The sequence below is a fragment of the Porphyromonas canoris genome, assembly GCF_000765975.1.
Lineage (GTDB): Bacteria > Bacteroidota > Bacteroidia > Bacteroidales > Porphyromonadaceae > Porphyromonas_A > Porphyromonas_A canoris.
Genome location: NZ_JQZX01000002.1, coordinates 189196 through 212348, shown reverse-complemented (window position 1 = coordinate 212348; position 23153 = coordinate 189196). Strand labels below are relative to the sequence as shown.

Sequence of the window (23153 nt, the reverse complement as noted above, 5' to 3'; positions counted from 1 at the left end):
AAACAGAAACGAAGAGGAGTTCAGAGACGATGCGCAGTGAGTTCGGCTTGTACAAGCGCAAGGTCTCGCTCCATATTCAGTTTCTCTTCATAGGCTTCAAAGAAGTATTCAACCTCCAAGAGGTAGGTAAGCAGGGAGATCTCTCCGTTGTCGTATGCCTTGAAGAGCAGGGCATCGTTACGATTATTGACCAGTACAGCGTTGTAGCGGTCTATATTTTGTCGCAGCACTTTGGCTCTGTCATAGAGGTTGCGATAGTGGCGTTGGTGCTGAGTACGACTCTCTTCAGTTTCTGCACGTGCCGCAAGAAGCTCCGCCTTGGCTTGACGAATGCGGTTTTTATTCTCCCAGAGAGGAATGGAGACTCCCACGGTGATGCCCTGGAACCGCTCTCCGGTAAGAAACTCTCCCAAGTATCCGACGGAAAGCTTTGGAAGAGTCTCGGAGCGAGTGAGCCTAAGCTGCTGCTCGCCAACGTGCTCTTGCTCTTTTTGTGTGAGCAGAAGCGGACTATTGTCTTGTGCATCCGTGTACCAAATGTCAAAGTCCGGCATCTCTTCGGGAGCAGGATAGGAGTCAATGGCAAACTCCGGTGCTTCTCCCCCATTGAGTACGGCAAGTTCGGAAAGGAGTCGATCTCGCTCCAGATTCAGGAGCTTGAGCTTGTTTTCGGCATTGGTGAGGTTGAGAATGGCTTTATTGTATTCAAGGACATTGACGCTGCCGGCTTTACTCATTCTGTCGTACGCGGTGGCTATCCGACGTGCATTGTTCAAGATCCTATCGTATAGCGCGAGAAGAGCATTGTAGCGAACGAGTTCTATGCAAAGTGATTTGGCTGCGAACATCAGCTCCATCCTCTCCGTGAGGTATTGGTAGTGAGCCGTGCGATTCTGTCTGTCGGAGAGATTTTTCCTATACAGATAAACGGTTGGAAAGTCCAGTGTCTGCTTTACGATGATCTCTTGACGCACTCCCAGTTCTGCAGGCCTGCCTCTGAAATAGCCCCATTCCACTTCCGGATTGGCAGGAGTAAGCCCGGTCTTATTGGAGATTTTTTTGGCTTCATATTGCCGTTGGAGCGTTTTGAGCTTCTTGCTGTTCTGCTCTATCTGCCTAAGCACAGGAGTGTATATGTCTTGCGCAAGGAGAGGTGCAGCAGTAAGAGATAGGAGTAATATCAGGGTCTGTATTTTTGTCTTCATTGTGCGTTCTGTTTTTGTTTTCTTTGTGCGAACCATTCGTACACTATCGGCATGAGATAGATGTTGAGAAGAGTAGAGGTGAGAAGCCCGCCCAACACAACAACAGCCATAGGGCTCTGAATTTCATTACCTGGTTTGTCTCCACTGAGAATAAGCGGAATGAGCGCAAGTGCAGAGGTAAGGGCGGTCATGAGGATAGGATTGAGGCGGTCAATAGAACCGTTCAATACTGTTTCATGCAGCGGTGTCTGCTTCTCTTGCAGCTGTTTGTACTTGGAGATGAGGAGTATTCCGTTGCGAGTGGCTATCCCAAACAGGGTGATGAAGCCGATGATAGAAGGAATACTTACAATAGAGGTGGTAAAGAATATGGCAAGAACGCCTCCGATAAGTGCCAATGGCAGGTTCAACAGTACGATGGCGGAGAGCGAAACACTCTGAAACTCTCCGAAAAGCAGCAAGAAGATGACAAGGAGAGAGACTATCGTGGCGATCAGAAGAGTCCGTGTGGCACTCTGCGCACTCTCGAACTGTCCTCCATATTCTATGCGATAACCTTCCGGAAGTGTCGTGCTTTTTTCTATCTCGGTGCGTATCTCTTCTACCGCTCCTTTGAGATCTCGTCCGGAGACATTAGCGGAAACAACGAGCTTGCGCTGTACGTTTTCTCTTGAAATGCTGCTCGGTCCTCCCGCGGATACAATCTCTGCAACTTCACTCAAAGGGACTTTTCCTCCGAATCCGGTGTCTATAAGAGCATCTTTTATAGCGTCTATGGAGGAGGTGTAGCGTTTATCCAGCCTTAATACCACTCCGAAGCTTCTCTGTCCTTGATAGATTTCGGAAAGCTGCTCACCGGAGAATGCCAACTCAATGAAGCGGTTGAACTCCTCAACGCTTATACCATATCTGGATAAAGCCCCCCGATTGGCTCGGATTTGTAACTGCGGCGTCTCGGTCTGCTGCTCTACAGAAACGTCCACCACACCATCTATTTTCTCTATAACACTTTCGATCCGGTTACCCAACATTATGAGTCTGCTCAGCTCAGTACCGAAGATTTTGATCGCAATATTGGCTCTGGTTCCAGAAAGCATGTGATCTATCCGGTGTCCCAACGGCTGTCCTATTGTGGTTGCAATGCCGGGAATGCCTGCCAAGCGTTCTCTCATTTCATTGAAGAGCTCTTCTCTGCTTCGCTTGTCAAGCTTGAAATTGACGTCGATCTCTGCTCCGTTGGTGGACTGTGAGTGTTCGTCCAACTCTCCTCTTCCTGTCCGTCTGGCTGTGCTGATTACCTCCGGAATCTCCAATAATGATCGTTCTATCATGGAACCAATCTCGTTGTTCACATCCAGCGATACTCCCGGCTTGACAACGGCGGATATAACCGCAGATCCTTCATTGAACTCCGGAAGAAAACTCTGTCCCATTCGAGAGAATATCACTATGGCTCCGACAAAAAGAACCACAGTGAAAGCCACGACTTTCTTTTTGTTATCCAATACCCACGAGAGAGTTTTGAAGTATCCGGCAGAGAGTTTGCGAGTGATCCAGCTGTCTTTTTCGTTCTTTTTAAGGTACTTTTCTCCTGAGAGGATCATCTTGCAAAGCAAAGGTGTTACGGTCATAGCAGTAACCAAAGACATGAAAAGAGAAATAATATACGCTATTCCAAGCGGTTTGAGCATGCGACCCTCCATCCCGGAAAGGAAGAAGAGAGGCACGAAGGCAACCATGACTATGAATGTTGCATTAAGAATAGAGGCACGTATCTCCTTGGATGCCTCAAAGACAACCGTGAAGACCGACTCTCGTTCGGCCTTTGGCTTCTTATGGTTCTGCCTTAGTCGCTTGTAAACATTCTCCACATCTATTATGGCATCATCGACCAAAGAACCAATGGCTATACACATCCCTCCCAGTGTCATCGTATTGATATCCAATCCAAGAAGGTAAAGCACGACAAGAGTGCCAAGAAGAGAGAGAGGAATGGCAATAACGGAGATAATCGTAGTCCTAAAGCTGTTGAGGAAGATAAACAGTACAACGATAACAAATATCGCTCCCTCCAACAACGCTCGACCAACATTGCTCACTGAACGCTCTATAAAATCTGCCTGACGGAATATATGGCTATCCAGCTTTACATCTGCCGGAAGAGACTTTTGAATCTCTTTCAGATTGGCTTCAATCTTTCTTGTCACATTCAGAGTATTGATGTTCGGCTGCTTTGAAACAGATAGAATGACAGCCGGAGTAGCATTCCGGGAAGCATATCCCATCTTGATGGCACTGCCTATCACTACATCTGCCACATCGGAAAGCAGTACCGGTTTCCCGTCATTCATCTTCACAAGAGTAGATCCAAGCTCTTCCAAATCGGTTGTTCGGGCAATACCTCTGATGGCATACTCGTTACCATAGTCTCTCACAACTCCTCCGGTGGAGTTTGTACTCATGCTTCTTCCTACGGCCTCCAGCTCTGACATCGTTACACCATAGGCGTGCATCTTCTGAGGATCTGCAAAGATCTGATACTGCTTTAGATCTCCTCCTATTATGGTAACCTGTGAGACACCTCCGGTGGCAAGTATCGCTGGCTTTACGACCCAGTCTGCCAATGTCCGCAAATCCATCATGGAAGTGGAGTCTGCCTGCATACCGATAAAGAGGATCTCCCCCATAATACTGGATTGAGGTGCAATAATCGGAGTAATACCTTCGGGCAGAGACTCGCCCAAAGCAACCATCTTCTCGCTCACGATCTGTCTGGCTTTGAAAATATCCATTCCCCAGTCAAACTCCGTCCAGACAAAAGAGTAACCATAAGAGGAGGCAGAACGGACTCTTCGCACATTTGTTGCTCCGTTCACAGCCGTCTCTATGGGGAAAGTAACAAGGCGCTCCACCTCTTCTGTTGCCATTCCTTGAGCATCGGTCATGATGACAACGGTAGGAGCCGTAAGATCCGGAAAGACATCCACATCCATCTTTCCCGATGAGTAGATACCTCCTATTATGAGAAGCACCGAAGCGAGTAAGATAACCAACCGGTTCTTCAAAGAGAATCGGATTATATTATCTATAATATTCATCACTATCCTCCTTTCTTTTTAGTGCAAATGACCGGCATGAGGGTCTATTGATCCGGATGCTTGTGCCAGCTTTACCAAAACAGCTCCACGTGCCACCACTCTATCTCCTTCGGAGAGACCTCGAACGATCTCCGTTCTCAAGCCATCTTTCCTTCCTGTCTCCACCTCTCTTTTTTCAAACAGAACCGGTGTAAGTTGCAGATAAACAAAGAAGTTTCCCATCTCTTCTATGAGAGACTCATTGGGGATGGTGAGAACTTCTTCCTGACCTCTTGTACGGATGTACATCTCTATGAAAGAACCGGGAAGCAGATCGGCAATATTCTTTACGCGGAACAGCGTTGATACCACAGGGTTTTCGGTATTGACAAAACGGCTGTAAGAGACCAGACTACCATCCAATTCCTCAAGCGTGTATGTCTTTTCATCATTCAGCTTTTTGAAATGAGCTGCAGAGATATCTCCGAGATAAGGATAATATTTTGAGGGTATCTCTGCCCGAATAAACAGATTTTTATTCTGCGAGATAGTCATGATGGCACGCCCCTCTTCCACATACTCTCCACCGGCAACCATGAGTTGCTTTACGTATCCGGATATTGAAGCAGTTACGGCTCTACGATTACCGGAACAGTTTTTCTTTAAGTTATTGAAGATACTTTCTGCTGTCTCGTACTCCGATTTGGCTTGAAGAAGTTCGCTCTCCGTAACGATATTGTCTTCGGCAAGAGTGAGTTTGCGCTCATATTCCCTTTTTGCCAGCTCATATTGGCTCTCGGCTTCTCGGTAGCGCACGGCAAGGTTATTGTCTACCAACTCTCCCCCTTCCACATAGAGCAGTGTCTGTCCGGAAGAAACAGATTTCCCCTCCACCATATCCCCGAATGGAATGGAAACGATACCGCTGTTCTTTGCCACGATAACACGCTCTTCGCCTTGTGCCGGTTCTATTTGAGCCATGGTCTTTATTACCTGTCCAAACTGCTCTTTCTTGCACACTTCTGTCGAAAAGCCTATTTTCCAACTCATCTCTTTAGTAAAAGCCACGCCGTTGGAACTGGTTATGACAAGATCTGCAGCTGCATGTTGTGCTTTATGAAGATTGTTAAATACGACTATTTCCGGTGTTCGGGTTGGCTGCTGTTCTCCTTTACCGTCAATCATTTCTATTAACAAAGCTCCTTTTCCTGCTGTTGATGGGGCAAGCTTCAGCTTGAATATCCCCGGACTTTGAGGAGCTTCGACTTCCTGTTTTACGGTCTCCATCGCCTCACCAATAAGGCTAACGGTTATCTTTCCCGACTCTAATGGCTTAAAGTCTGAAAGTTGAGTAACATAAATGGTTATATTGGAGGCTTTTCCTTTAGCAAATGGTGTGGCTTCGATAAAATACTCGTAATGGTCGTTATATGCCGTAAGCTGAAGCACTTCATCGTGCGTATGTTCCTCTTTCTCGGCATCTTTTTTTGCTCCACATCCTGAAAAGATTATAGTAAGGAGCAGAGATAATATTATGGTATATCGTCTCATTTTATAGAATCTGTTTATAGGTTTTACAGGACTTCCTCTGCCGACAACATGAGAATATATTCGGACAGAAGTATATAACGTAACCCTCTTTCTCGCCATACGGATGGCAGAAAGAAAGATAAAGTCTCAGAAAATATCCGGACTCGACAGATCTATAAAACGGGAGGGGCGCGTAAACCGGAGACAGGCAGTACAGCTTCTGAGAGCTTGTACTTTACGTAAGGATTAAATAGTAATGTTCGGACAGGAAAAGCTGCTGCACCATCTATCTCTATGCCATTCAAAAGAAACGCTACCCCGAAACTTAGGTCTAAAATAACCGGTTCCGGAATCTGATCGGCATCATTGACGCTTCTGGATGAAGCCACATAAGCATCTTTCACCAAACACTCTTCCGCTCTCCCATCGCTGTGAGAACAATCGTCTCCGTGTGTATGTGTACGCTTCTGTTCGCCTACAATAGATGTTACAGATACGAAGTGCTCATTCAAGTGAAGATGAGGGGCCAAAGAGTGCACCAGCACGAAAATACCGGTAATCAAAGTCACTAATATGATGCGTCTGTCTATCATAAAGATGAAATCTGCACAACGTATAGGGCAAAAGTAACAATTTATATCCAAATAAAGCAACAATTTTATCCGGCTCCTTCTATTTATTCAAAACAACACCATTTTCTAAAATCATTCCTGCTTTTGAAGCAAAAGTCAAAGATGTTTTTATATAAAAGTACCGCACCTCTTTCCCTTATTTTCTTTCTCTTTTCTTGCTTTTGCAGCTTACTCGGAAAAACAGATTTCTCATAAAACACTTATAATAAACATCTTATCAAAATCTCAAATTTTTGATCAACTCTCCTCTCGGTCGTTTTCATAGGCTGTTTTTTCGTTAATATAGTTGAAATTTATACCATTTTAGTGTGAATAAATCCTAACTAAGAATATACATAAAAAATGGTCATCCAATCAAGAAAATATCATAAACATATAATTATCAATACATTAAACCAAAAATCTAAACGTATTAAGTGAATTCGATAAACGTATTAAATGAAATCAATAAACGTGTTTACTGAAAAATTAAACACGTTAAGCCGATCGACTATCCCTATTCACACTTTTCACTTACCTGAATCGCTTAATTTGTGTAAAGAATCAAGCCGGTTTTAACAATTCGATTTGGAGTCAAAAACAAGAGGAAAGATCAAAATAGAGAGCCGTATTATGGGGAAAATCTTCGGGATGGAATATATAAAAATACACTCTCTATAGTTGAATAAAAAAGCCAAGAGGACAGGATGCCCCTGTCTCTTTTTAGAAAAAGCATGTATCTGCCCCGATTTACAGAGTTTTCCTGTCGGAAGAATAAAGAAGAATAAGACTGATATACAGGAACTAAAACTCCCACTGCAGCTTCATCTTGAACCCAAATTCATTATAATCTTTGAGGCGAGAAGGGGTTATTCTGTAATAGAAATCCACACGCAAGATACGTAAAATATTCTCCAATCCCACCCCACACTCTGCATACCATTTATGAGACATGGGTGTGGTTTCGGGTGGAGTGATAAAAATTTCATCCGAATACTTGGGATGGTTGCGTCTACTTGTATTGCCGTACATACCGTTGAATATCAACACTTCCCTAAGTTTAAGCTCTTTGATGAGTGGGATCTTGTTGAGAAGAAGTCCTTTCATGTGATAACTCATAAAAAGAGAAGCGTACTCATCGGCAACATACTCCAATGGGCGCATAAGCTGGAACGCATGAGAGTAAAACTCGAATGAGGAGTTGGCAGGCGGTGAAAAGAGCATCGGGAATGGCACATGGTTCCAAATAATACCGGCACCTATCTTATAGTCTATATTCCCAAGGCGACCAATCCATAGATTTTGTTGCAAAGCAATCTCGGATCTATTGTAATAATACTCTCCGCCCATACGTGGAATGGCTGTCTCATGGCTGAATAGTATCTCCGGAATATCCATGGAAATTCTCACCTTTTCCGGATTTCTGGAAGCTCCCTCATACACCTTGCTACCCGGTGCATACTTTAGATGAATACCCAGTTTGACATCCTGAATGTGAGGTACTATCTCCAATGTGGAGTCCGGTAATATTTTCAGATAACGATATGTACCGGTGGGAGTATCTTTTACTTTCGTCCACTCCGCTCGGAGAGAGAGTCCGGAAAACCAGTCTTTCCTATAACTCACTTTGGCCGCATTGCGGTAAGATCTGTTTGTGAGATAGGCAGAGCCCAAGCTGTTTAGCAGATTATCTTTGCTGGAACTGGAGTATATCTGTCCCGGAGTATGCAGATCCCGTTCGCTCGTAATGGTAATATCGTGCTTGGGGAACTCGTTCAGATTGTACTTTTTATCCGTAAAAGAGTATGAGGAAGATATGGAATACTTCCACTGCTTGTCCTTGAAGCCATAAGCTGCAAAGCCGTCAAGGAAAAAGTTTGAAAACAGATAGCCGGTTGTCTGTCCCCCTATCCTGAGTCTCAATCCCTCTATCGCATTGGTAGACACAAAGCTCGAAATGGGACCGAAATTGAATTTACTTCCGCCGAAGAGCATATCTTTTCGATAGCGTGTTCTCAGATAGTCGGAAGCAAAAGTATCTATCGTGCCGAAGACGAAGCGATAAAACGAAATCTCTTTCATCTCATCCAAAAACGATTTAAGCCCCTCGTTCGTGGACAGAAGCCTGCGATCCGCAACATAAGTACTATCTAAAGCCACTGCGGCATCAGTATTTGAAAGATCTATATATCGAGATGGAGTATTCAGGACGATAGAGTCCGGAGGATTCCATGCATGGTTATCGTACATTCTGTTATGAATGCTGTATACTTTCAATAGTCGGTGAAAAAGCGACATTTGAGAGTACATATTTTCCGTTTTCGGCACTACAAGTCCATTCTCAAGAGCCATATAGTCTATCTCTATTCGGAGCTTTTCCACAAAATTGAGGTTGATATACTCCGGCACTTCCAGCTCGCACCTTTCTATGGTATAGTCTTTGGTCGTATTAACGATGACACTTCCCGTAAAATTGAATGCTTGTGGCGTGAAAGGATAAAAGCTCAACACCCGGAGGCTATCCCCTTGGTCATTAACCAGTGAGTCCGTTATATAATATTTGTATGCCTTAGTCCCTTGAGAGCCGATCGGGGAAACAAATCTGTTGTTCAGCAGTTTTATGTAGCTGTTATGGATATCCATGTCGGGAAACATCTCGTCAAGACTTTTGGTCATAGTACCATCATCTATGTCCTGATCCACTCCGAGCGTGTTTCTGTAAAGTACAACCTCGTTTTTCTTAGACTTTTTGATTTCCGTTCCTACTGCCGTAACAGACTCTCTAACAGACAGAGGCAAGATGTATGACTTGTCAAAAACAGATCTCTCCACATATTTCTGGAAGAATGGAAGAGCTTTGTTCATCAACTTGTTGTTCAAGTTGAAGTTGGAAAGGCAGAGAGTAAGGTTTTCATATCTCTTGGCAGAATAGATTTGAACATCATCCACCAACAGCAGTCTCTGTCTATGCTTGCTCTGAATGCTGTCCAAGAGAATCACTGCAGGATTATTCTTTGCCTGATACTTCCCTCTTTTTGCTACAACAATAACATCCGGCGTTTTCCATACACCTGCCTGCTTATGTATGATAGAAGTGCTATCTTGCATCGGGATATGCTCCACTCTATCCGGGATAAGCAGTGTGCCTCTGGCAAGAGCCCTCACAGGCTTTAATCCTAAAAGCAAGAAAACCGCTAAAAGCAGTAAATATGTTATTCTGTTATAACTCATTCGATTACAAAAATAGGCTATTTCTTTTTATTCTTCAATAAGTAATAGTTTCTGCTTTTTGCATATATTTTTATCTATATTAGGCTTCTTGACCATAGAAATACCGTTTTAATGGATTATCTTTGTGGGAGAAGAAATAAAAGTCGACACAAAGAAGAAACACAATAAACACTTATACAACATTTATAATTATGGCATTTTTGACACAAGACAAACTCGTAATCGTTGGTGCTGCCGGTATGATCGGCTCAAATATGGCACAAACAGCAGCTATGATGAAGCTTACTCCGAACCTATGTTTGTTCGATCCATTTGCTCTTGGATTGGAGGGTGTAGCAGAAGAGTTAAGGCACTGTGGATTTGAAGGAATCAATATCACCTACACCACAGATGTTAAAGAAGCATTTGCCGGAGCCAAGTACATCGTTTCTTCAGGTGGTGCACCAAGAAAGGAAGGCATGACAAGAGAAGATCTTTTGAAGGGTAATGCAGAGATCGCAGCTCAATTGGGTAAGGATATCAAGCAATATTGTCCGGATGTTAACCATGTTGTCATCATCTTCAACCCTGCAGATATTACCGGTCTTGTTACTTTGGTTCACTCAGGACTCAAGCCAACTCAGGTAACTACCCTTGCAGGTCTCGACTCTACAAGACTTCAAAGCGAATTGGCTAAGCACTTCGGCATCATGCAAAGCGAGGTAACCAACCCACGTACCTATGGTGGACACGGAGAGCAAATGGCAGTATTTGCATCTACTGCAAAGGTTCAAGGCACTCCTCTCACCGATCTTATCGGTACAGATAAGCTTACCAATGAAGCTTGGGCTGCTCTAAGAGAACGTGTGGTAAAAGGTGGAGCCAATATCATTAAGCTTCGTGGACGCTCTTCTTTCCAAAGCCCTTCTTACGTTTCAATAGAGATGATTCGTGCGGCTATGGGCGGAGAAGCTTTCCGTTGGCCTTCCGGATGTTATGTTTCTACTCAAGGATTCGACCATATCATGATGGCTATGGAAACAGACATCACCAAAAATGGTGTGGTATATAAGGAAACAAAGGGTACTCCGGAAGAGATGGCTGAACTGCAAAGCAGCTACAAGCACTTGTGCGAATTGAGAGATCAAGTTATCGCTATGGGTATCCTCCCTGCTCTTGATAAGTGGAACGAACTTAACCCCAATATCAAGTAATGGTGCTGTAAAGTATCTTTCATAAAGAAGAAAAGAGAAAATCCCTTAGAGTGCTTGCTCTAAGGGATTTCTTTTTTAGCCTGATCCGAATAGTTCTACTGCTTAATCAAAGGCGAGGAGTATGAAGCCGTTTGAACGGGCAGGATATCTATGGAGACCGGTAGCTTTCCTCTAAAAGGGGCAACGCCGGTTATGGCTTCAACCATCGCTTTGCAAGCCATGGAGGTATCTTCGTACCCGACACAGATAGCGGAAGCTTTTTCGGATAACAATGGCAAAGCATTAAGAAGATAAGGCGTTCCCATTACCACGATGAGCGGCTTCCCTTTGACTTGTAAAGATTCAAGAGCTTCTTTATTCTCAACCCTCTTACCGGACAGTACAAGCAGAAGAAGCTCCCTATCCGATGTCTCTTCCGATATTCTATGAACCTGCTTCATCGCATCCGTTTTAGATAAAAGAAACTTTTTCGATAACAGTTGGCGAGGGATGTGGCGGGCAAAATCATTCATCAAACTCTCGTTTCCATCCACCAGCAATACGATCTTTTTTCCATCGTTCGGCTTCAAAGGCAGAGTGTTATTGTTTTTCACCAAAGTCATGCCAAGAGCGTGCATTTTCTCAGATAGCTGCACTGCTTTTTTTGCATGAAGACGTTGAAGAAGTCTGTCCGAAGAGAGAGCTGTTCTATCCATACATCCCAAAGCGATTTTGAATGCCAATACTCGTCGACACCTATCTTCCACTTCATTATTCTGCACTTCTCCTCTTTTTACGGCGTTGGCTATGGTGATAATATCTTCCAACGGAGTATTGCTGCCCAATAACAGATCTGCTCCGGCTCTGAAAGCTTCAAGTGCCACATTGATCTTTTTATTCTCCTTTGCACCTTCCATTTCGAGAGCATCCGTGAAGAGAAGTCCATCGAACAAGAGTCCGTCTCTAAGCAGAATGGTAGATATATCCCTGTTTAAGCTTGCGGGAGACGGCTCCGAAGATAGAGACGGCACCAGAAGATGCCCGACCATCATACTACCCATTCCGGCACGAGCATACTCTCTAAAGGGAAGAAGAGCAGTCTCTTCCAAAGTCTGACGATCCGCCGCAACCGTTGCCAGAGCCTCATGAGAGTCTATATGTGTGTCTCCATGTCCGGGAAAATGTTTGGCACAAGAGAGGATACCATTTGCCTCCAACCCTTCCGAGTAGGCAATACCCAGGCGAGACACATTATGTGGAACTTCTCCGAAGCTCCGAATACCGATGACAGGATTTGCCGGATTGGTATTTACATCCAACACAGGAGCAAACATCACATGAATGCCCATCTGTTTGGCTTCTTCTGCAACCACTTCTCCGTACTCCCTCATAAGCGACGCATCATCTATCGCACCCAGCAACATACTTTTGGGGTATCGTGTTGTGCCTTTAAGTCTCATAGCCAACCCCCATTCACCATCAAAAGCCACCATCATGGGTGTTTTGGCTCTTGCTCTCATTCTATTGGTCATGAAGAGCTGATCATACGCACTTCCCCCTCTGAAGAGGACGCCTCCCATCTTGCCGTCAATAAGAAGATCCCATTTTTTCATGGCATTTGCATCTGTGGAAGGGACGACCATCGGCATCATACATTGTGCTACCTTCTCTTCCAAGCTCATCTGGTCCATTATGGAGTCGGCTTGCCGGTAGTATGCTTCGGCATTCTTCCCGAACAGTTTTAAGGGATGTTTGGCAGATTGAGCTGCAACAGAAAAGGGGCAAAGCAGTAGAGCAAGGGCGGTAAAAACGAGATAAGATACTCGAATGTTTGGGTTGGTATTCATGATAAATGCTTATTTGTTCTATTATACAAATGTAAGAAGAACAGCCGTATTTCTACTCTTTAAGGCTTCCACTCTCTTTGTCGAAAAGGTGATCCTCTTTCATTTCTTTGCCAAACGCATTCAAATAAAGAGATTAACGGGAATAAAAGTTGCGATGAACCTTAAATCTTCTGCAAATCGAGCTTTGATTTGTGGCATTCAAGACTTGATGGTAGCCAATCAAACTTTGTTTCTTGCAACCCAAGGCATGATTTCAACCTTTTATCATATTCAAGCATAAATATATACCTGATCAATCTATTTTTTCAACAGCTATAAAGAGAAAAAGCAGACAATACAGGCTTGAACAGAGCATGGAAAGAGGCCTTAAAGAAGGAGTAAAAAGAAAGATTTGGTTAGGTGGGAGAATTTCCCTTTTTTTGTACCGAAATATGAGTACCCAAGTAGAAAAAGTGCTATGAAGGGTAGCGAATAATTGAATATAAAACAATGTATATCACAGTATTAAAGTCCAAGATTCACAGAGTACACGTTACGGAAGCCAATCTGGACTACGTAGGCAGTGTTACCATAGACGAAGATCTTCTGGACGCTTCGGGTATTTTGGTGGGAGAAAAAGTGCAAATCGTTAATAACAACAACGGAGAGCGAATCGAAACTTACACCATACCCGGAGAGAGAGGCAGCGGTATTGTCTGCCTTAATGGTGCTGCCGCCAGAAAGTTTATGGTCGGAGACGTCGTCATCATTGTGGCTTATGCGATGGTTACACCGGAAGAAGCCAAGACGCTGAAACCGACAATCATATTCCCCGATACTGCTACAAATAAGTTGGCTCGGTAATCCCGAAGTCTATACATGAATAACAGATAAAAGATATGAACAGTATGTACAATCCACAGGAGTTCTTGAAATATGCTACCAAGCATGTCGGGCTGTCATCCCTCGGAGTGGAACAATATATAGGGCACTTGAATACCAGATCCGAAGGCGGATATATCAATCCTTCAATCATTGAAGAACGCCAGCTGAATGTTGCCCAAATGGATGTCTTCTCGCGCTTGATGATGGACAGAATCATCTTTCTCGGCAGCGGTATCAACGACTATGTTGCCAACGTAATACAAGCACAGCTTCTGTTCTTGGAAACCAGTGAACCGGGGAAGGATATATCTATATATATAAACTCACCCGGAGGCAGCGTCTATGCCGGATATGGCATTTACGATACCATGCAGTATATCTCTTGCGATGTTAATACCATCTGTACCGGTATGGCTGCTTCCATGGCTGCAATAATATTGGTTGCCGGAGAGAAAGGCAAACGCATGGCACTTCCCCACTCTCGCGTCATGATCCATCAGCCTCTCGGCGGAATGCAGGGGCAGGCTTCGGACATGGAGATAGCGGCAAGAGAGATTCTCAAAGTGAAAAAGGAGCTTTATGCCATCATAGCAAAACACTCCGGAAAATCTATCGAAGAGGTAGAGCGAGACAGCGACAGAGATTATTGGATGGGGTCTCAAGAAGCGTTGGAATACGGAATGATAGATAAGGTGCTTGTACGCAACGACAACAAGAATGCCTAATAACCCTGTACATGAGCAAGAAAAAGTCTGAAGATAAAGATAGACAGAAGCAGCACTGTTCTTTTTGCGGCTTGGGACTGGATCAGGTTGACATCTTGGTTCCGGGGCCTCAAGGAAGTTTGTGTGACAGGTGTGCCTATGCCGTTCATGATGCTTTAGAAGAGGCTCTGAACCCGAACTACAACAAAAAGAAAAAAGGGAAAAGCGCAGAGCTTCCCCCTTTGGAACTTCTTCCCAAACCAAAAGACATAGTAGCCTATCTGGACAAATATGTCGTAGGACAGGATGATGCCAAAGTAACACTTGCAGTGGCTGTTTACAACCACTACAAGAGATTGCAGTACAAACAGGCAAATATCGCCGGAGGTAAAGATTTGTCTTATCTTGCAGATAGCGAAGTGGAGTTGGAAAAGAGCAATATCATGATGGTTGGACCCACAGGAACGGGAAAGACTCTTCTGGCTCGCTCCATATCCAAACTCCTGCACGTTCCGTTCACAATAGTGGATGCCACAGTGTTTACCCAAGCCGGATATGTCGGAGAAGACGTGGAAAGCATTTTGTCTCGCCTGCTTCAAGCAGCAGACTATGACGTATCGTCCGCAGAGAAAGGCATAGTCTTTATAGACGAGATAGATAAAATCGCAAGAAAAAGCGACAATCCATCCATCACAAGAGACGTGAGCGGTGAAGGCGTGCAACAGAGTCTGCTGAAACTTCTTGAAGGTACGGATGTCAATGTTCCCCCCGAAGGCGGACGCAAACATCCGGAGCAGAAGATGGTTAAGATCAATACAAGCAACATCCTCTTTATCTGCGGAGGGGCATTTGATGGTATAGAGAAGCGTATCGCCAAACGTCTGAATACCAAAGTGGTGGGATATGGCGTGGAGAACAAGCATAAAAAACTTGGGGAGCTGGATCTTTTGAAGTATCTCTTGCCTGCAGATCTTAAGTCTTTTGGTCTTATTCCTGAGATAGTGGGACGTGTTCCCGTCCTCACCCATCTGCTGCCTTTGGATAGGAATGCCCTGAGAATGATCTTGACAGAACCGAAAAATGCCATCTCAAAACAGTACAAACTGCTGATGAAGATGGATGGTATAGACTTGGATATATCCGAAGAGGTTTATGATTTTATCGTAGATGTCGCTTTGGAGTACAAGCTTGGAGCTCGCGGACTTCGAGGTGTTTTTGAAAGATTGATGAGAGGAGCAATGTTCAGTATGCCTTCAAGTCAGGAAAAAAGACTGCACATAGACTTGGAATATGCGAAGGAACATATTGATCTGACAGACTTCAAAGAGGGGTATTTGTAGAGAAAGCCGATATTTTCAAAGAAATATCATGAGAAGTGGTTGGTATATTCGTTTTATTGCTATATTTAACTTCAAATAGGGAAGGATTCTTAACACTTTCCTTAAAGTGAGAACCACTCGAAGAATAAAGCAATAGTTTTAAGACTATAGATACCAATACTACTTATTATCTGTAATAATGGCTAACTCTTTACGACTGACAGAGCATCTGAAAAAGCACTTTGGCTTTGACTCTTTTAAGGCAACACAAAAGGAGATTATTCAAAGTATCATAGAGGGTAACGATACTTTTGTGTTGATGCCTACGGGAGGAGGAAAGAGCCTTTGCTACCAACTCCCGGCTCTTATGTTGGAAGGGACAGCCATTGTAATATCTCCGCTGATAGCATTGATGAAAAATCAGGTTGATGCCATCCGTTCATACACGGAAAAAGAATCAACGGCACACTATATCAATTCATCTTTGAATAAGGCGGCATTAGAGCAGGTAAAAGCGGACGTTATCTCGGGGCAAACAAAGCTCTTATATGTAGCTCCTGAAAGTCTTACAAAACAAGACAATATAGAACTGCTTAGACAGATAAACATATCTTTCTATGCAGTGGATGAAGCTCACTGTATCTCTGAATGGGGACATGACTTTCGTCCGGAATATCGCCGGATAAGGACATTGATGGATGAGATAGGTACTAAACCTATAATCGCTCTGACAGCAACCGCAACGCCTAAGGTGCAAAGCGACATCCAGAAAAACCTCGGCATGGTAAATGCCAAAGTCTATAAAAGCTCCTTCAACAGAGAGAATCTCTACTACGAAGTTCGACACAAGAATAGCGAATTTGAAAAAGATATGATTCGCTTCATAAAGCAACATACAGGCAAGACAGGCATAATCTACTGTATGAGCCGGACGAAAGTAGATGAGATAACAGAGCTTCTGAAGACAAACAACATAAAAGCGATGGCTTATCATGCCGGCATGGATTCCATACAGAGAAGCACAAATCAGGATGCTTTTCTGAATGAGGATGCGGATGTGATAGTAGCGACCATTGCTTTTGGTATGGGGATAGACAAGCCGGATGTACGCTTTGTCATACATCACGATATGCCTAAAAGCCTCGAGGGATATTATCAAGAGACCGGAAGAGCCGGAAGAGACGGAGGAGAAGGACTGTGTATTGCCTACTATGATGAAAAGGATATGGAAAAGCTGGAAAAGTTTCTTATATCCAAAAATAAAAGTGTAAATGAAAGGGAAATCATCAAACAGTTACTGTCTGATGTTTCTGAATTTTCTCGAACCTCTATATGCAGACGCAAATTCCTGCTGCATTACTTTGGAGAGGTTTACGAACAAGCTAATTGTTGTAACTGTGACAACTGTAAAAGAATAACAAAGCAAGTGGAAGCAAAAGATTTATTACTTAACGTATTGGACGCAATTGCGGCACTAAAGGAGAAGTTCCCTGCCGAATATGTAATCACGATACTTTCCGGAGAGGAAACTGCTGATGTAACAACCTATAAACATGCCGACCTTGAGGAATTTGGTTCCGTAGTAGAAGAGGATAAAGAAAAGCTGGAAACCGTAATAAGACAGGCTCTCATAGATGGATATATCTCAAAAGATATAGAAAACTTAGGAGTACTTAAACTGACAACAAAGGGAAAGTCTTTTCGTAAGAAGCCCACTTCTTTTACGATTCAGATGGAAGATGCTTCCGAAGAAAGCAGCGAAGATGTAGAGCTTAAAGGGTCCGGTGGCGGAGCGTCCGACCCCATTTTATTCTCAATGCTGAAAGATCTACGGAAAAAGATTGCCAAAAAGTTGGATTTGCCTCCTTACGTCATATTCCAAGAGCAAAGTCTGAACGATATGGCGATGTTTTATCCGGTAACCATAAGTGAACTATCCAATATTTCGGGAGTAGGACAAAACAAAGCTCAACGCTATGGAGCTGAGTTTGTGGAACTGATAAGCTCTTATGTTAAAGAGAATGAGATCGAGAGACCGGAAGATATCAGAATCAGGATAGTTCCCAATAAGTCCAAACTTAAAGTTTCCATTGTTCAGCTCATAGACAGAAAGGTGTCTCTTGAGGATATTGCCAATAACTTCAATCTGGAATTTGATGAACTTCTTGATGAAATAGAGGGGATCGTGTATAGTGGAACGAAAATAAATATAGACTATATCATAAAAGATCTTTTGGATGAAGAGCAGACAGAAGAAATCTTTGAATATTTCAAGAACTCCACTACCGACGACTTAAAAACCGCAATAGAAGCACTCGGTCCCGATATTGAAGAAGAAGAGGTAAGGCTGGTAAGAATTTATTTCTTGTCCGATGTGGCTAATTAAACAACATCCCCGGTAAGTTTCTATGAAGGCATCTCTTTTTCTTCTCTCCTGTTTTCTTCTTTTGGCACATATCAGTACATCTTGCATTGCCAAAGAAGAAGAGAACGATTCTCAGAAAATAGAAGATCTGAACTCTTCTATTTCCTGGAACAATATCAGAAGAGATACCCTCATAGCGATAAACAAAGACTCTTTATTGGCTTGGGGGATAGATGCGGCTGTTACAAAAGAACTTAAAGTCGCCACTCTTTATATAGAAATGTCTCTTATCTCCCCTAAAGTTTTATCTAAAAACTTGAGTGTTTTAGAGCAAAATATACATAGGATACTCTCTTTTGTCTCACCTAAACAGTATGCGATAACAAAGAGTAATACGGAAGAGTCGAGAGTTAATTCTTATTTCTCTACTTACATTGATAACTTCAAGGCCAACCTTAAATCTTACTACACTGCAATGCAGTTTGGCGATATTGAGGATGAAAAGCTCTCGTCGGCATCTACTTGGTTTATCTCTGTGAAAGATTCTTTGATATACAATAAACATAATGTTGCTTCCGTGGTACAGTTTGTTGAGAGCAGCTTGGGAGAGGATGATAAAACCATTCGTTCTGCTGCATATAACATAGACTTGGAAAAAGGTAGCAGAATATACTTGGACTCTATTATCAACCTTAACTCTGAAGAGTTAGTATCAAGTTTTGTGGTTAAAGCCCTAATGAGGGACTATTCTGCCGTAACGGAGGAAGATTTAAGTAACAAAGGCTTTTTTCATTACTCCGATATTCATGTCGGAGAAGATTTTTATTTTTCAGATACCGGCTTGACATTTATCTTCGATCCTTACGAAATCGCTCCTTCGTCTATGGGGCGAATAGAAGTGAACGTTCCGTATAGTGATCTAAAGCCCGTTTTCAAAGAACCTTTAATAATAGACTCTTCGTTGTAGAGAATATTATATACACTCGATCTTTATGAATGTAGAGCTTATATATAAATTTTTTCCCTCTCTTACAGATCGTCAGAAAGAGCAGTTCAGCTTGTTACCGAGTCTCTATCTGGACTGGAATAGCAAGATAAATGTTATATCCAGAAAGGATGTAGACAACCTTGTCTGCAATCATATTTTGCACTCTCTTGCCATAGCAAAGTTTGTCTCCTTTAAGCATGACACTACAATCCTTGATATTGGTACAGGGGGAGGTTTTCCCGGAATACCTCTTGCCATTATGTTCCCGGAAGCAAAATTTACCTTAATAGACAGTATAGGGAAAAAGCTGAAAGTGGTTGATGATGTCATATTAAAGACAAGACTTGAAAATGTGAGAACCATTCACACAAGAGCGGAAAACCTGAATGACAAATATCAATTTATCGTAAGTCGTGGAGCTCTATCTATGGATATTTTAAGAGGACTAGCTCAAAAACTAATAGATAGAAAAAATCAGAAAAATGGCATCCCCAATGGGATAATAGCTTTGAAAGGAGGGAGTTTGGAGGCTGAGCTACGAAATGTAAAAAATATAGCTATCCAAGAAAACATTTTGGAGTATTTTGATCTGCCATTCTTTGAATCGAAAAAAGTAGTTTTCTTGCCCTTATGATCTTACATATAAAGACATTTTCATTTAATCTGGCGGGAGAAAATAGCTATCTCCTGTACAATGAAAAAGGAGAAGCAGTTCTTATAGATTGCGGTGCTTCAAACCCTAAAGAGTGGAATACAATCCTATCTTTCTTATCTGAGAAGAATCTTACTCTAAACATATCTCTTGCTACTCATTTTCATTTTGACCATGTTTGGGGTGCCCCGTTCGTATGGGATTCTTTTGGCATTAAGACCTACGTATCTCAAGAAGAACGAGAAATATTACCCTCTTTGAAAGATCAGCTACGAGCCTTTGGTTTAACACTTGATTCTAAATTAGATGATACATGTTTTGAGGCCTTGGATCCTAATATGAAAACACTTATTGGAGAACCACTACAAGTACTATCGGTACCAGGACACTCTCCGGCACACGTAGCATTTTTCTTACCAACACAGCAATGTATGTTTTCAGGAGATGTTATATTTGCAGGGGGGATAGGGCGTACCGATCTGTGGGGAGGATCTTACGAAGTGTTAGAACAGTCCATATTCGATAAGATTTATACGTTGCCTTCTGAAACCACAATTTATTCCGGACATGGGCCGAGTACAACGGTCGGCATTGAACAGCTAACAAATCCTTTCTTTAGGTTATAGCATAATTATCAAAAACATTATAAAAATCCATTATTCTTAATCATGATATGAATACATTAGATTTTTCTATCCGTCACGTAGGTATTTCGGAAAAAGATCAACAAGAAATGTTGGAACGTGTGGGAGTTAAAAGTTTGAACGAACTGATAGAACAAACCATACCTTCAAATATACATCTTCCTAAGGAACTTAACCTTCCATCTCCACTCACAGAGAGAGAGCTTATAGAACATATCTCTGAGTTAGGTAGCAAGAATAAAGTCTTTACATCTTATATAGGTATGGGATGGTATGACACATGCACTCCTGCACCAATACAGAGAAATATTCTTGAAAATCCAAGCTGGTACACTTCATATACTCCTTATCAAGCCGAAATTTCTCAAGGACGTTTGGAGGCATTATTTAACTTCCAAACAGTGGTAACAGAACTAACCGGTCTTCCTTTAACAAACTGCTCATTATTGGATGAAGCAACAGCCGGAGCAGAGGCCGTGGCTATGCTGTACAATACGCTTCCAAAATCCAAAAAGAAAGCAACTAAAGTTTTGGTAGATGAACGAGTATGGCAGTCAACCATAGATGTTATTACCACTCGTTCTATTCCTCAAGGTATTTCCGTAGAAGTATGCGATGTATTTAGTGCAGAACTTTCCGAAGATGTATTTGGAATAGTTGTTCAGTATCCTGATGCCAATGGAGAGGTAAAAGATTATACTCAACTCGTAGAACACTCTCACGCTGCGGATGTACGTGTTGCTGTTGCCGCAGATATTCTTTCTCTTGCTATTCTGACTCCTCCAGGAGAATGGGGAGCCGATATAGTCTTTGGTTCTTCGCAACGCTTTGGTATTCCTATGTATTTTGGAGGTCCTTCCGCAGCATTCCTTTCTGCTCATGATGACTATAAAAGAGCTATACCGGGTCGCATAGTTGGGCTGTCAAAAGATCGTAATGATCGTCCAATATATCGCTTAGCTCTTCAAACTCGCGAGCAACACATCAAACGTGAAAAGGCGACATCAAATATCTGTACAGCTCAAGCTCTTTTGGCTACAATGGCAGGTATGTATGCTGTATATCATGGGGCAGATGGCTTGAGAGATATAGCAGAAAGAGTGCATGGGTATGCCAACCGTTTGGCTATTCTTCTTAAAGATCTTGGCTACCAAATAAAGAGTGAGTCATTCTTTGATACCATTGTCTTAGAATCACTTTCAGAACAAGAAATCGCCAAGATAAGAGAAATAGCTGAAGAAGTACGAGTCAATTTCAGATATGATAAGAGTGGAACCATCGGTATTTCCGTTGATGAGACAACATTAGAAAGCGATTTGGGAATGCTTCACTATATTTTTGCTCAGGCTAAAGGTCTGGAAGTTGACACTAATGTATCTTACGATTCAGATAGATGCACAGCTAAGCTACCACAAAGTATGGTACGTAAAAGCGATTTCTTGCGCTTTGATGTCTTTGAAAAATATCATACAGAGACAGAACTCATGAGATATATCAAGCGTTTGGAAAGAAAAGATATTTCTTTGGCGCACTCTATGATTTCTCTCGGATCATGTACAATGAAGCTGAATGCAGCGTCAGAACTATTCATTCTAAGTAATCCTCAATTTGCCTTTATACACCCTTATGCTCCTAAAGATCAGACAGAGGGATATATGGAAATGTTGGACAACCTTTCCGGTTATCTTGGAGAGATTACGGGATTACCTTATGCATGCCTTCAACCTAATTCCGGAGCGTCCGGTGAATATGCAGGTCTTAGAACTATCAGAAATTATCATGAATCGATAGGACAGTCTCATCGAGACATCATACTGCTTCCTATTTCTGCTCACGGTACCAATCCTGCAAGTGCTATACAATGCGGTTACAAGACCGTAACAGTGGCTTGTGATAATGATGGCAATGTGGATGTGGAAGACTTTGAAAAGAAAGCAAAGGAGAATGCAGACCGCCTTGCCGGAACAATGATTACCTATCCTTCTACTCATGGTATATTTGAACCGGAGATAAAGAAGCTTTGCCAAATTATTCATGACAACGGAGGACAAGTTTATCTTGATGGAGCAAATATGAATGCACAAGTAGGTTTTACCAATCCGGGATATATCGGAGCGGATGTATGCCACTTGAATCTACATAAAACATTTGCCATTCCTCATGGTGGAGGTGGTCCTGGCGTAGGCCCTATATGTGTGAAAGAACACCTTAAACCATTCTTGCCAAGTCATTCTCTCATCTATGGAGATGGTGTTACTCCAGTATCTGCAGCGCCATTTGGTAGTGCGGTGATCTTCGGTATCACTTACGCATACATTAGAATGTTAGGTGTAGAAGGTCTTAAAAGAAGTACCGCTATAGCAATTCTTAGTGCAAACTACATGGCTAAATGCTTGGAAAAAGAGTATGGAATTGTATATACCGGTAAAACAGGCAGAGTGGGACACGAACTTATCTTGGAATGTCGCAAGTTAAAAGAAGAGACAGGAATAGATGAGACCGATATCGCAAAACGTCTCATGGACTTTGGTTACCATGCTCCAACACTGTCATTCCCTGTTCATGGCACACTTATGATAGAGCCAACCGAGAGTGAAAGCTTAGATGAGCTTAACCGCTTCATAGACGTTATGAGATGTATCCGTCGTGAGATAGAGGAAGTGAAAGAAGGAAAAGCAGATCCTGCGAATAACGTTCTCAAAAATGCTCCACACCCACAATATGAAGTTACGGCAGATGAATGGCCATTCCCATACTCAAGAAGTAAAGCAGCATTTGCTCTTCCATATTTGTTAGAGAATAAGTTCTGGATCAATGTTGCTCGAGCAGACGGAGGTTTCGGAGACCGCAACTTGGTAGCCACCATGTCTTGCTGCGTTGTGGAAAACCAACGAAACGAATAAAAATAATTATGTTCGTTAAAATAAACTTTGACATATAACCT

General features: G+C 42.6%; 16 protein-coding genes. 10 read left to right on the top strand and 6 right to left on the bottom strand.

Going from position 1 to position 23153, the window contains the following annotated elements; genetic code table 11:
- Window positions 1-20: 20 nt before the first annotated feature.
- The 5 genes from HQ29_RS00820 to HQ29_RS00800 all read right to left on the bottom strand — a co-directional run bounded on the left by HQ29_RS00820 (window position 21) and on the right by HQ29_RS00800 (window position 9654).
- A complete protein-coding gene (locus tag HQ29_RS00820; protein WP_052089636.1) occupies window positions 21-1205 on the bottom strand; it encodes a TolC family protein in 1185 nt (394 codons plus the stop codon).
- On the bottom strand, window positions 1202-4303 hold the full coding sequence (locus HQ29_RS00815) for an efflux RND transporter permease subunit (protein ID WP_316930796.1): 3102 nt from the start codon (window positions 4301-4303) through the stop codon (window positions 1202-1204). Before HQ29_RS00815 ends, HQ29_RS00820 begins: the two co-directional genes overlap by 4 nt.
- A gap of 18 nt (window positions 4304-4321) precedes the next feature.
- Window positions 4322-5833: an efflux RND transporter periplasmic adaptor subunit gene (locus tag HQ29_RS09795; protein WP_052089633.1), complete on the bottom strand. Its 1512-nt coding sequence runs from the start codon at window positions 5831-5833 to the stop codon at window positions 4322-4324.
- A gap of 152 nt (window positions 5834-5985) precedes the next feature.
- Complete coding sequence (locus tag HQ29_RS00805) at window positions 5986-6405, bottom strand: hypothetical protein (RefSeq protein WP_036792322.1); 420 nt, start codon at window positions 6403-6405, stop codon at window positions 5986-5988.
- A gap of 822 nt (window positions 6406-7227) precedes the next feature.
- Window positions 7228-9654: a DUF5686 family protein gene (locus HQ29_RS00800; protein WP_036866966.1), complete on the bottom strand. Its 2427-nt coding sequence runs from the start codon at window positions 9652-9654 to the stop codon at window positions 7228-7230.
- A gap of 191 nt (window positions 9655-9845) precedes the next feature.
- Between HQ29_RS00800 and HQ29_RS00795 the strand changes: the two genes are divergently transcribed.
- On the top strand, window positions 9846-10847 hold the full coding sequence (locus tag HQ29_RS00795; RefSeq protein WP_036866964.1) for a malate dehydrogenase: 1002 nt from the start codon (window positions 9846-9848) through the stop codon (window positions 10845-10847).
- A gap of 95 nt (window positions 10848-10942) precedes the next feature.
- On the opposite strand, the gene HQ29_RS00790 is transcribed toward HQ29_RS00795, so the two are convergent.
- Window positions 10943-12673 carry a glycoside hydrolase family 3 protein gene (locus tag HQ29_RS00790; RefSeq protein WP_052089631.1) on the bottom strand — a complete coding sequence of 577 codons (1731 nt, stop codon included), beginning with the start codon at window positions 12671-12673 and terminating at the stop codon, window positions 10943-10945.
- Between HQ29_RS00790 and HQ29_RS00785 the strand changes: the two genes are divergently transcribed.
- From HQ29_RS00785 to gcvP, 9 genes are all read left to right on the top strand, one after another.
- On the top strand, window positions 12672-12953 hold the full coding sequence (locus tag HQ29_RS00785) for a hypothetical protein (RefSeq protein WP_036866963.1): 282 nt from the start codon (window positions 12672-12674) through the stop codon (window positions 12951-12953). The genes HQ29_RS00790 and HQ29_RS00785 overlap by 2 nt on opposite strands.
- A 209-nt stretch (window positions 12954-13162) precedes the next feature.
- Window positions 13163-13516 (top strand): aspartate 1-decarboxylase, encoded by a 354-nt coding sequence (gene panD / locus HQ29_RS00780; RefSeq protein WP_036792314.1) that lies wholly within the window; start codon window positions 13163-13165, stop codon window positions 13514-13516.
- Window positions 13517-13560: 44 nt separating this feature from the next.
- Window positions 13561-14262: an ATP-dependent Clp endopeptidase proteolytic subunit ClpP gene (gene clpP / locus HQ29_RS00775; protein ID WP_369794016.1), complete on the top strand. Its 702-nt coding sequence runs from the start codon at window positions 13561-13563 to the stop codon at window positions 14260-14262.
- Between the two features lie 11 nt (window positions 14263-14273).
- A complete protein-coding gene (clpX, locus tag HQ29_RS00770; RefSeq protein ID WP_036866961.1) occupies window positions 14274-15581 on the top strand; it encodes an ATP-dependent Clp protease ATP-binding subunit ClpX in 1308 nt (435 codons plus the stop codon).
- A 178-nt stretch (window positions 15582-15759) separates the two neighbouring features.
- Window positions 15760-17946, top strand: a complete 2187-nt coding sequence (gene recQ, locus HQ29_RS00765; protein ID WP_036848949.1) for a DNA helicase RecQ — start codon at window positions 15760-15762, stop codon at window positions 17944-17946.
- 22 nt (window positions 17947-17968) lie between these two features.
- Entirely contained in the window at window positions 17969-18892 is a 924-nt protein-coding gene (locus HQ29_RS00760) for an RsiV family protein (protein WP_036792290.1), read from the top strand.
- A gap of 25 nt (window positions 18893-18917) precedes the next feature.
- A complete protein-coding gene (rsmG, locus tag HQ29_RS00755; protein WP_036848948.1) occupies window positions 18918-19547 on the top strand; it encodes a 16S rRNA (guanine(527)-N(7))-methyltransferase RsmG in 630 nt (209 codons plus the stop codon).
- Window positions 19544-20191, top strand: a complete 648-nt coding sequence (locus tag HQ29_RS00750) for an MBL fold metallo-hydrolase (RefSeq protein ID WP_052089630.1) — start codon at window positions 19544-19546, stop codon at window positions 20189-20191. The genes rsmG and HQ29_RS00750 overlap by 4 nt, the downstream gene beginning before the upstream one ends.
- Before the next feature lie 47 nt (window positions 20192-20238).
- Window positions 20239-23112, top strand: a complete 2874-nt coding sequence (gene gcvP / locus HQ29_RS00745; RefSeq protein ID WP_036866958.1) for an aminomethyl-transferring glycine dehydrogenase — start codon at window positions 20239-20241, stop codon at window positions 23110-23112.
- The last annotated feature ends 41 nt before the right edge of the window (window positions 23113-23153 follow it).

What these genes read in the sequence shown, in the direction of transcription:
- HQ29_RS00820 (WP_052089636.1), bottom strand. Translation starts at nt 1,205, where the DNA reads ATGAAGACAAAAATACAGACCCTGATATTACTCCTATCTCTTACTGCT.
- HQ29_RS00815 (WP_316930796.1), bottom strand. Translation starts at nt 4,303, where the DNA reads ATGAATATTATAGATAATATAATCCGATTCTCTTTGAAGAACCGGTTG.
- HQ29_RS09795 (WP_052089633.1), bottom strand. Translation starts at nt 5,833, where the DNA reads ATGAGACGATATACCATAATATTATCTCTGCTCCTTACTATAATCTTT.
- HQ29_RS00805 (WP_036792322.1), bottom strand. Translation starts at nt 6,405, where the DNA reads ATGATAGACAGACGCATCATATTAGTGACTTTGATTACCGGTATTTTC.
- HQ29_RS00800 (WP_036866966.1), bottom strand. Translation starts at nt 9,654, where the DNA reads ATGAGTTATAACAGAATAACATATTTACTGCTTTTAGCGGTTTTCTTG.
- HQ29_RS00795 (WP_036866964.1), top strand. Translation starts at nt 9,846, where the DNA reads ATGGCATTTTTGACACAAGACAAACTCGTAATCGTTGGTGCTGCCGGT.
- HQ29_RS00785 (WP_036866963.1), top strand. Translation starts at nt 12,672, where the DNA reads ATGATAAATGCTTATTTGTTCTATTATACAAATGTAAGAAGAACAGCC.
- HQ29_RS00790 (WP_052089631.1), bottom strand. Translation starts at nt 12,673, where the DNA reads ATGAATACCAACCCAAACATTCGAGTATCTTATCTCGTTTTTACCGCC.
- panD (WP_036792314.1), top strand. Translation starts at nt 13,163, where the DNA reads ATGTATATCACAGTATTAAAGTCCAAGATTCACAGAGTACACGTTACG.
- clpP (WP_369794016.1), top strand. Translation starts at nt 13,561, where the DNA reads ATGTACAATCCACAGGAGTTCTTGAAATATGCTACCAAGCATGTCGGG.
- clpX (WP_036866961.1), top strand. Translation starts at nt 14,274, where the DNA reads ATGAGCAAGAAAAAGTCTGAAGATAAAGATAGACAGAAGCAGCACTGT.
- recQ (WP_036848949.1), top strand. Translation starts at nt 15,760, where the DNA reads ATGGCTAACTCTTTACGACTGACAGAGCATCTGAAAAAGCACTTTGGC.
- HQ29_RS00760 (WP_036792290.1), top strand. Translation starts at nt 17,969, where the DNA reads ATGAAGGCATCTCTTTTTCTTCTCTCCTGTTTTCTTCTTTTGGCACAT.
- rsmG (WP_036848948.1), top strand. Translation starts at nt 18,918, where the DNA reads ATGAATGTAGAGCTTATATATAAATTTTTTCCCTCTCTTACAGATCGT.
- HQ29_RS00750 (WP_052089630.1), top strand. Translation starts at nt 19,544, where the DNA reads ATGATCTTACATATAAAGACATTTTCATTTAATCTGGCGGGAGAAAAT.
- gcvP (WP_036866958.1), top strand. Translation starts at nt 20,239, where the DNA reads ATGAATACATTAGATTTTTCTATCCGTCACGTAGGTATTTCGGAAAAA.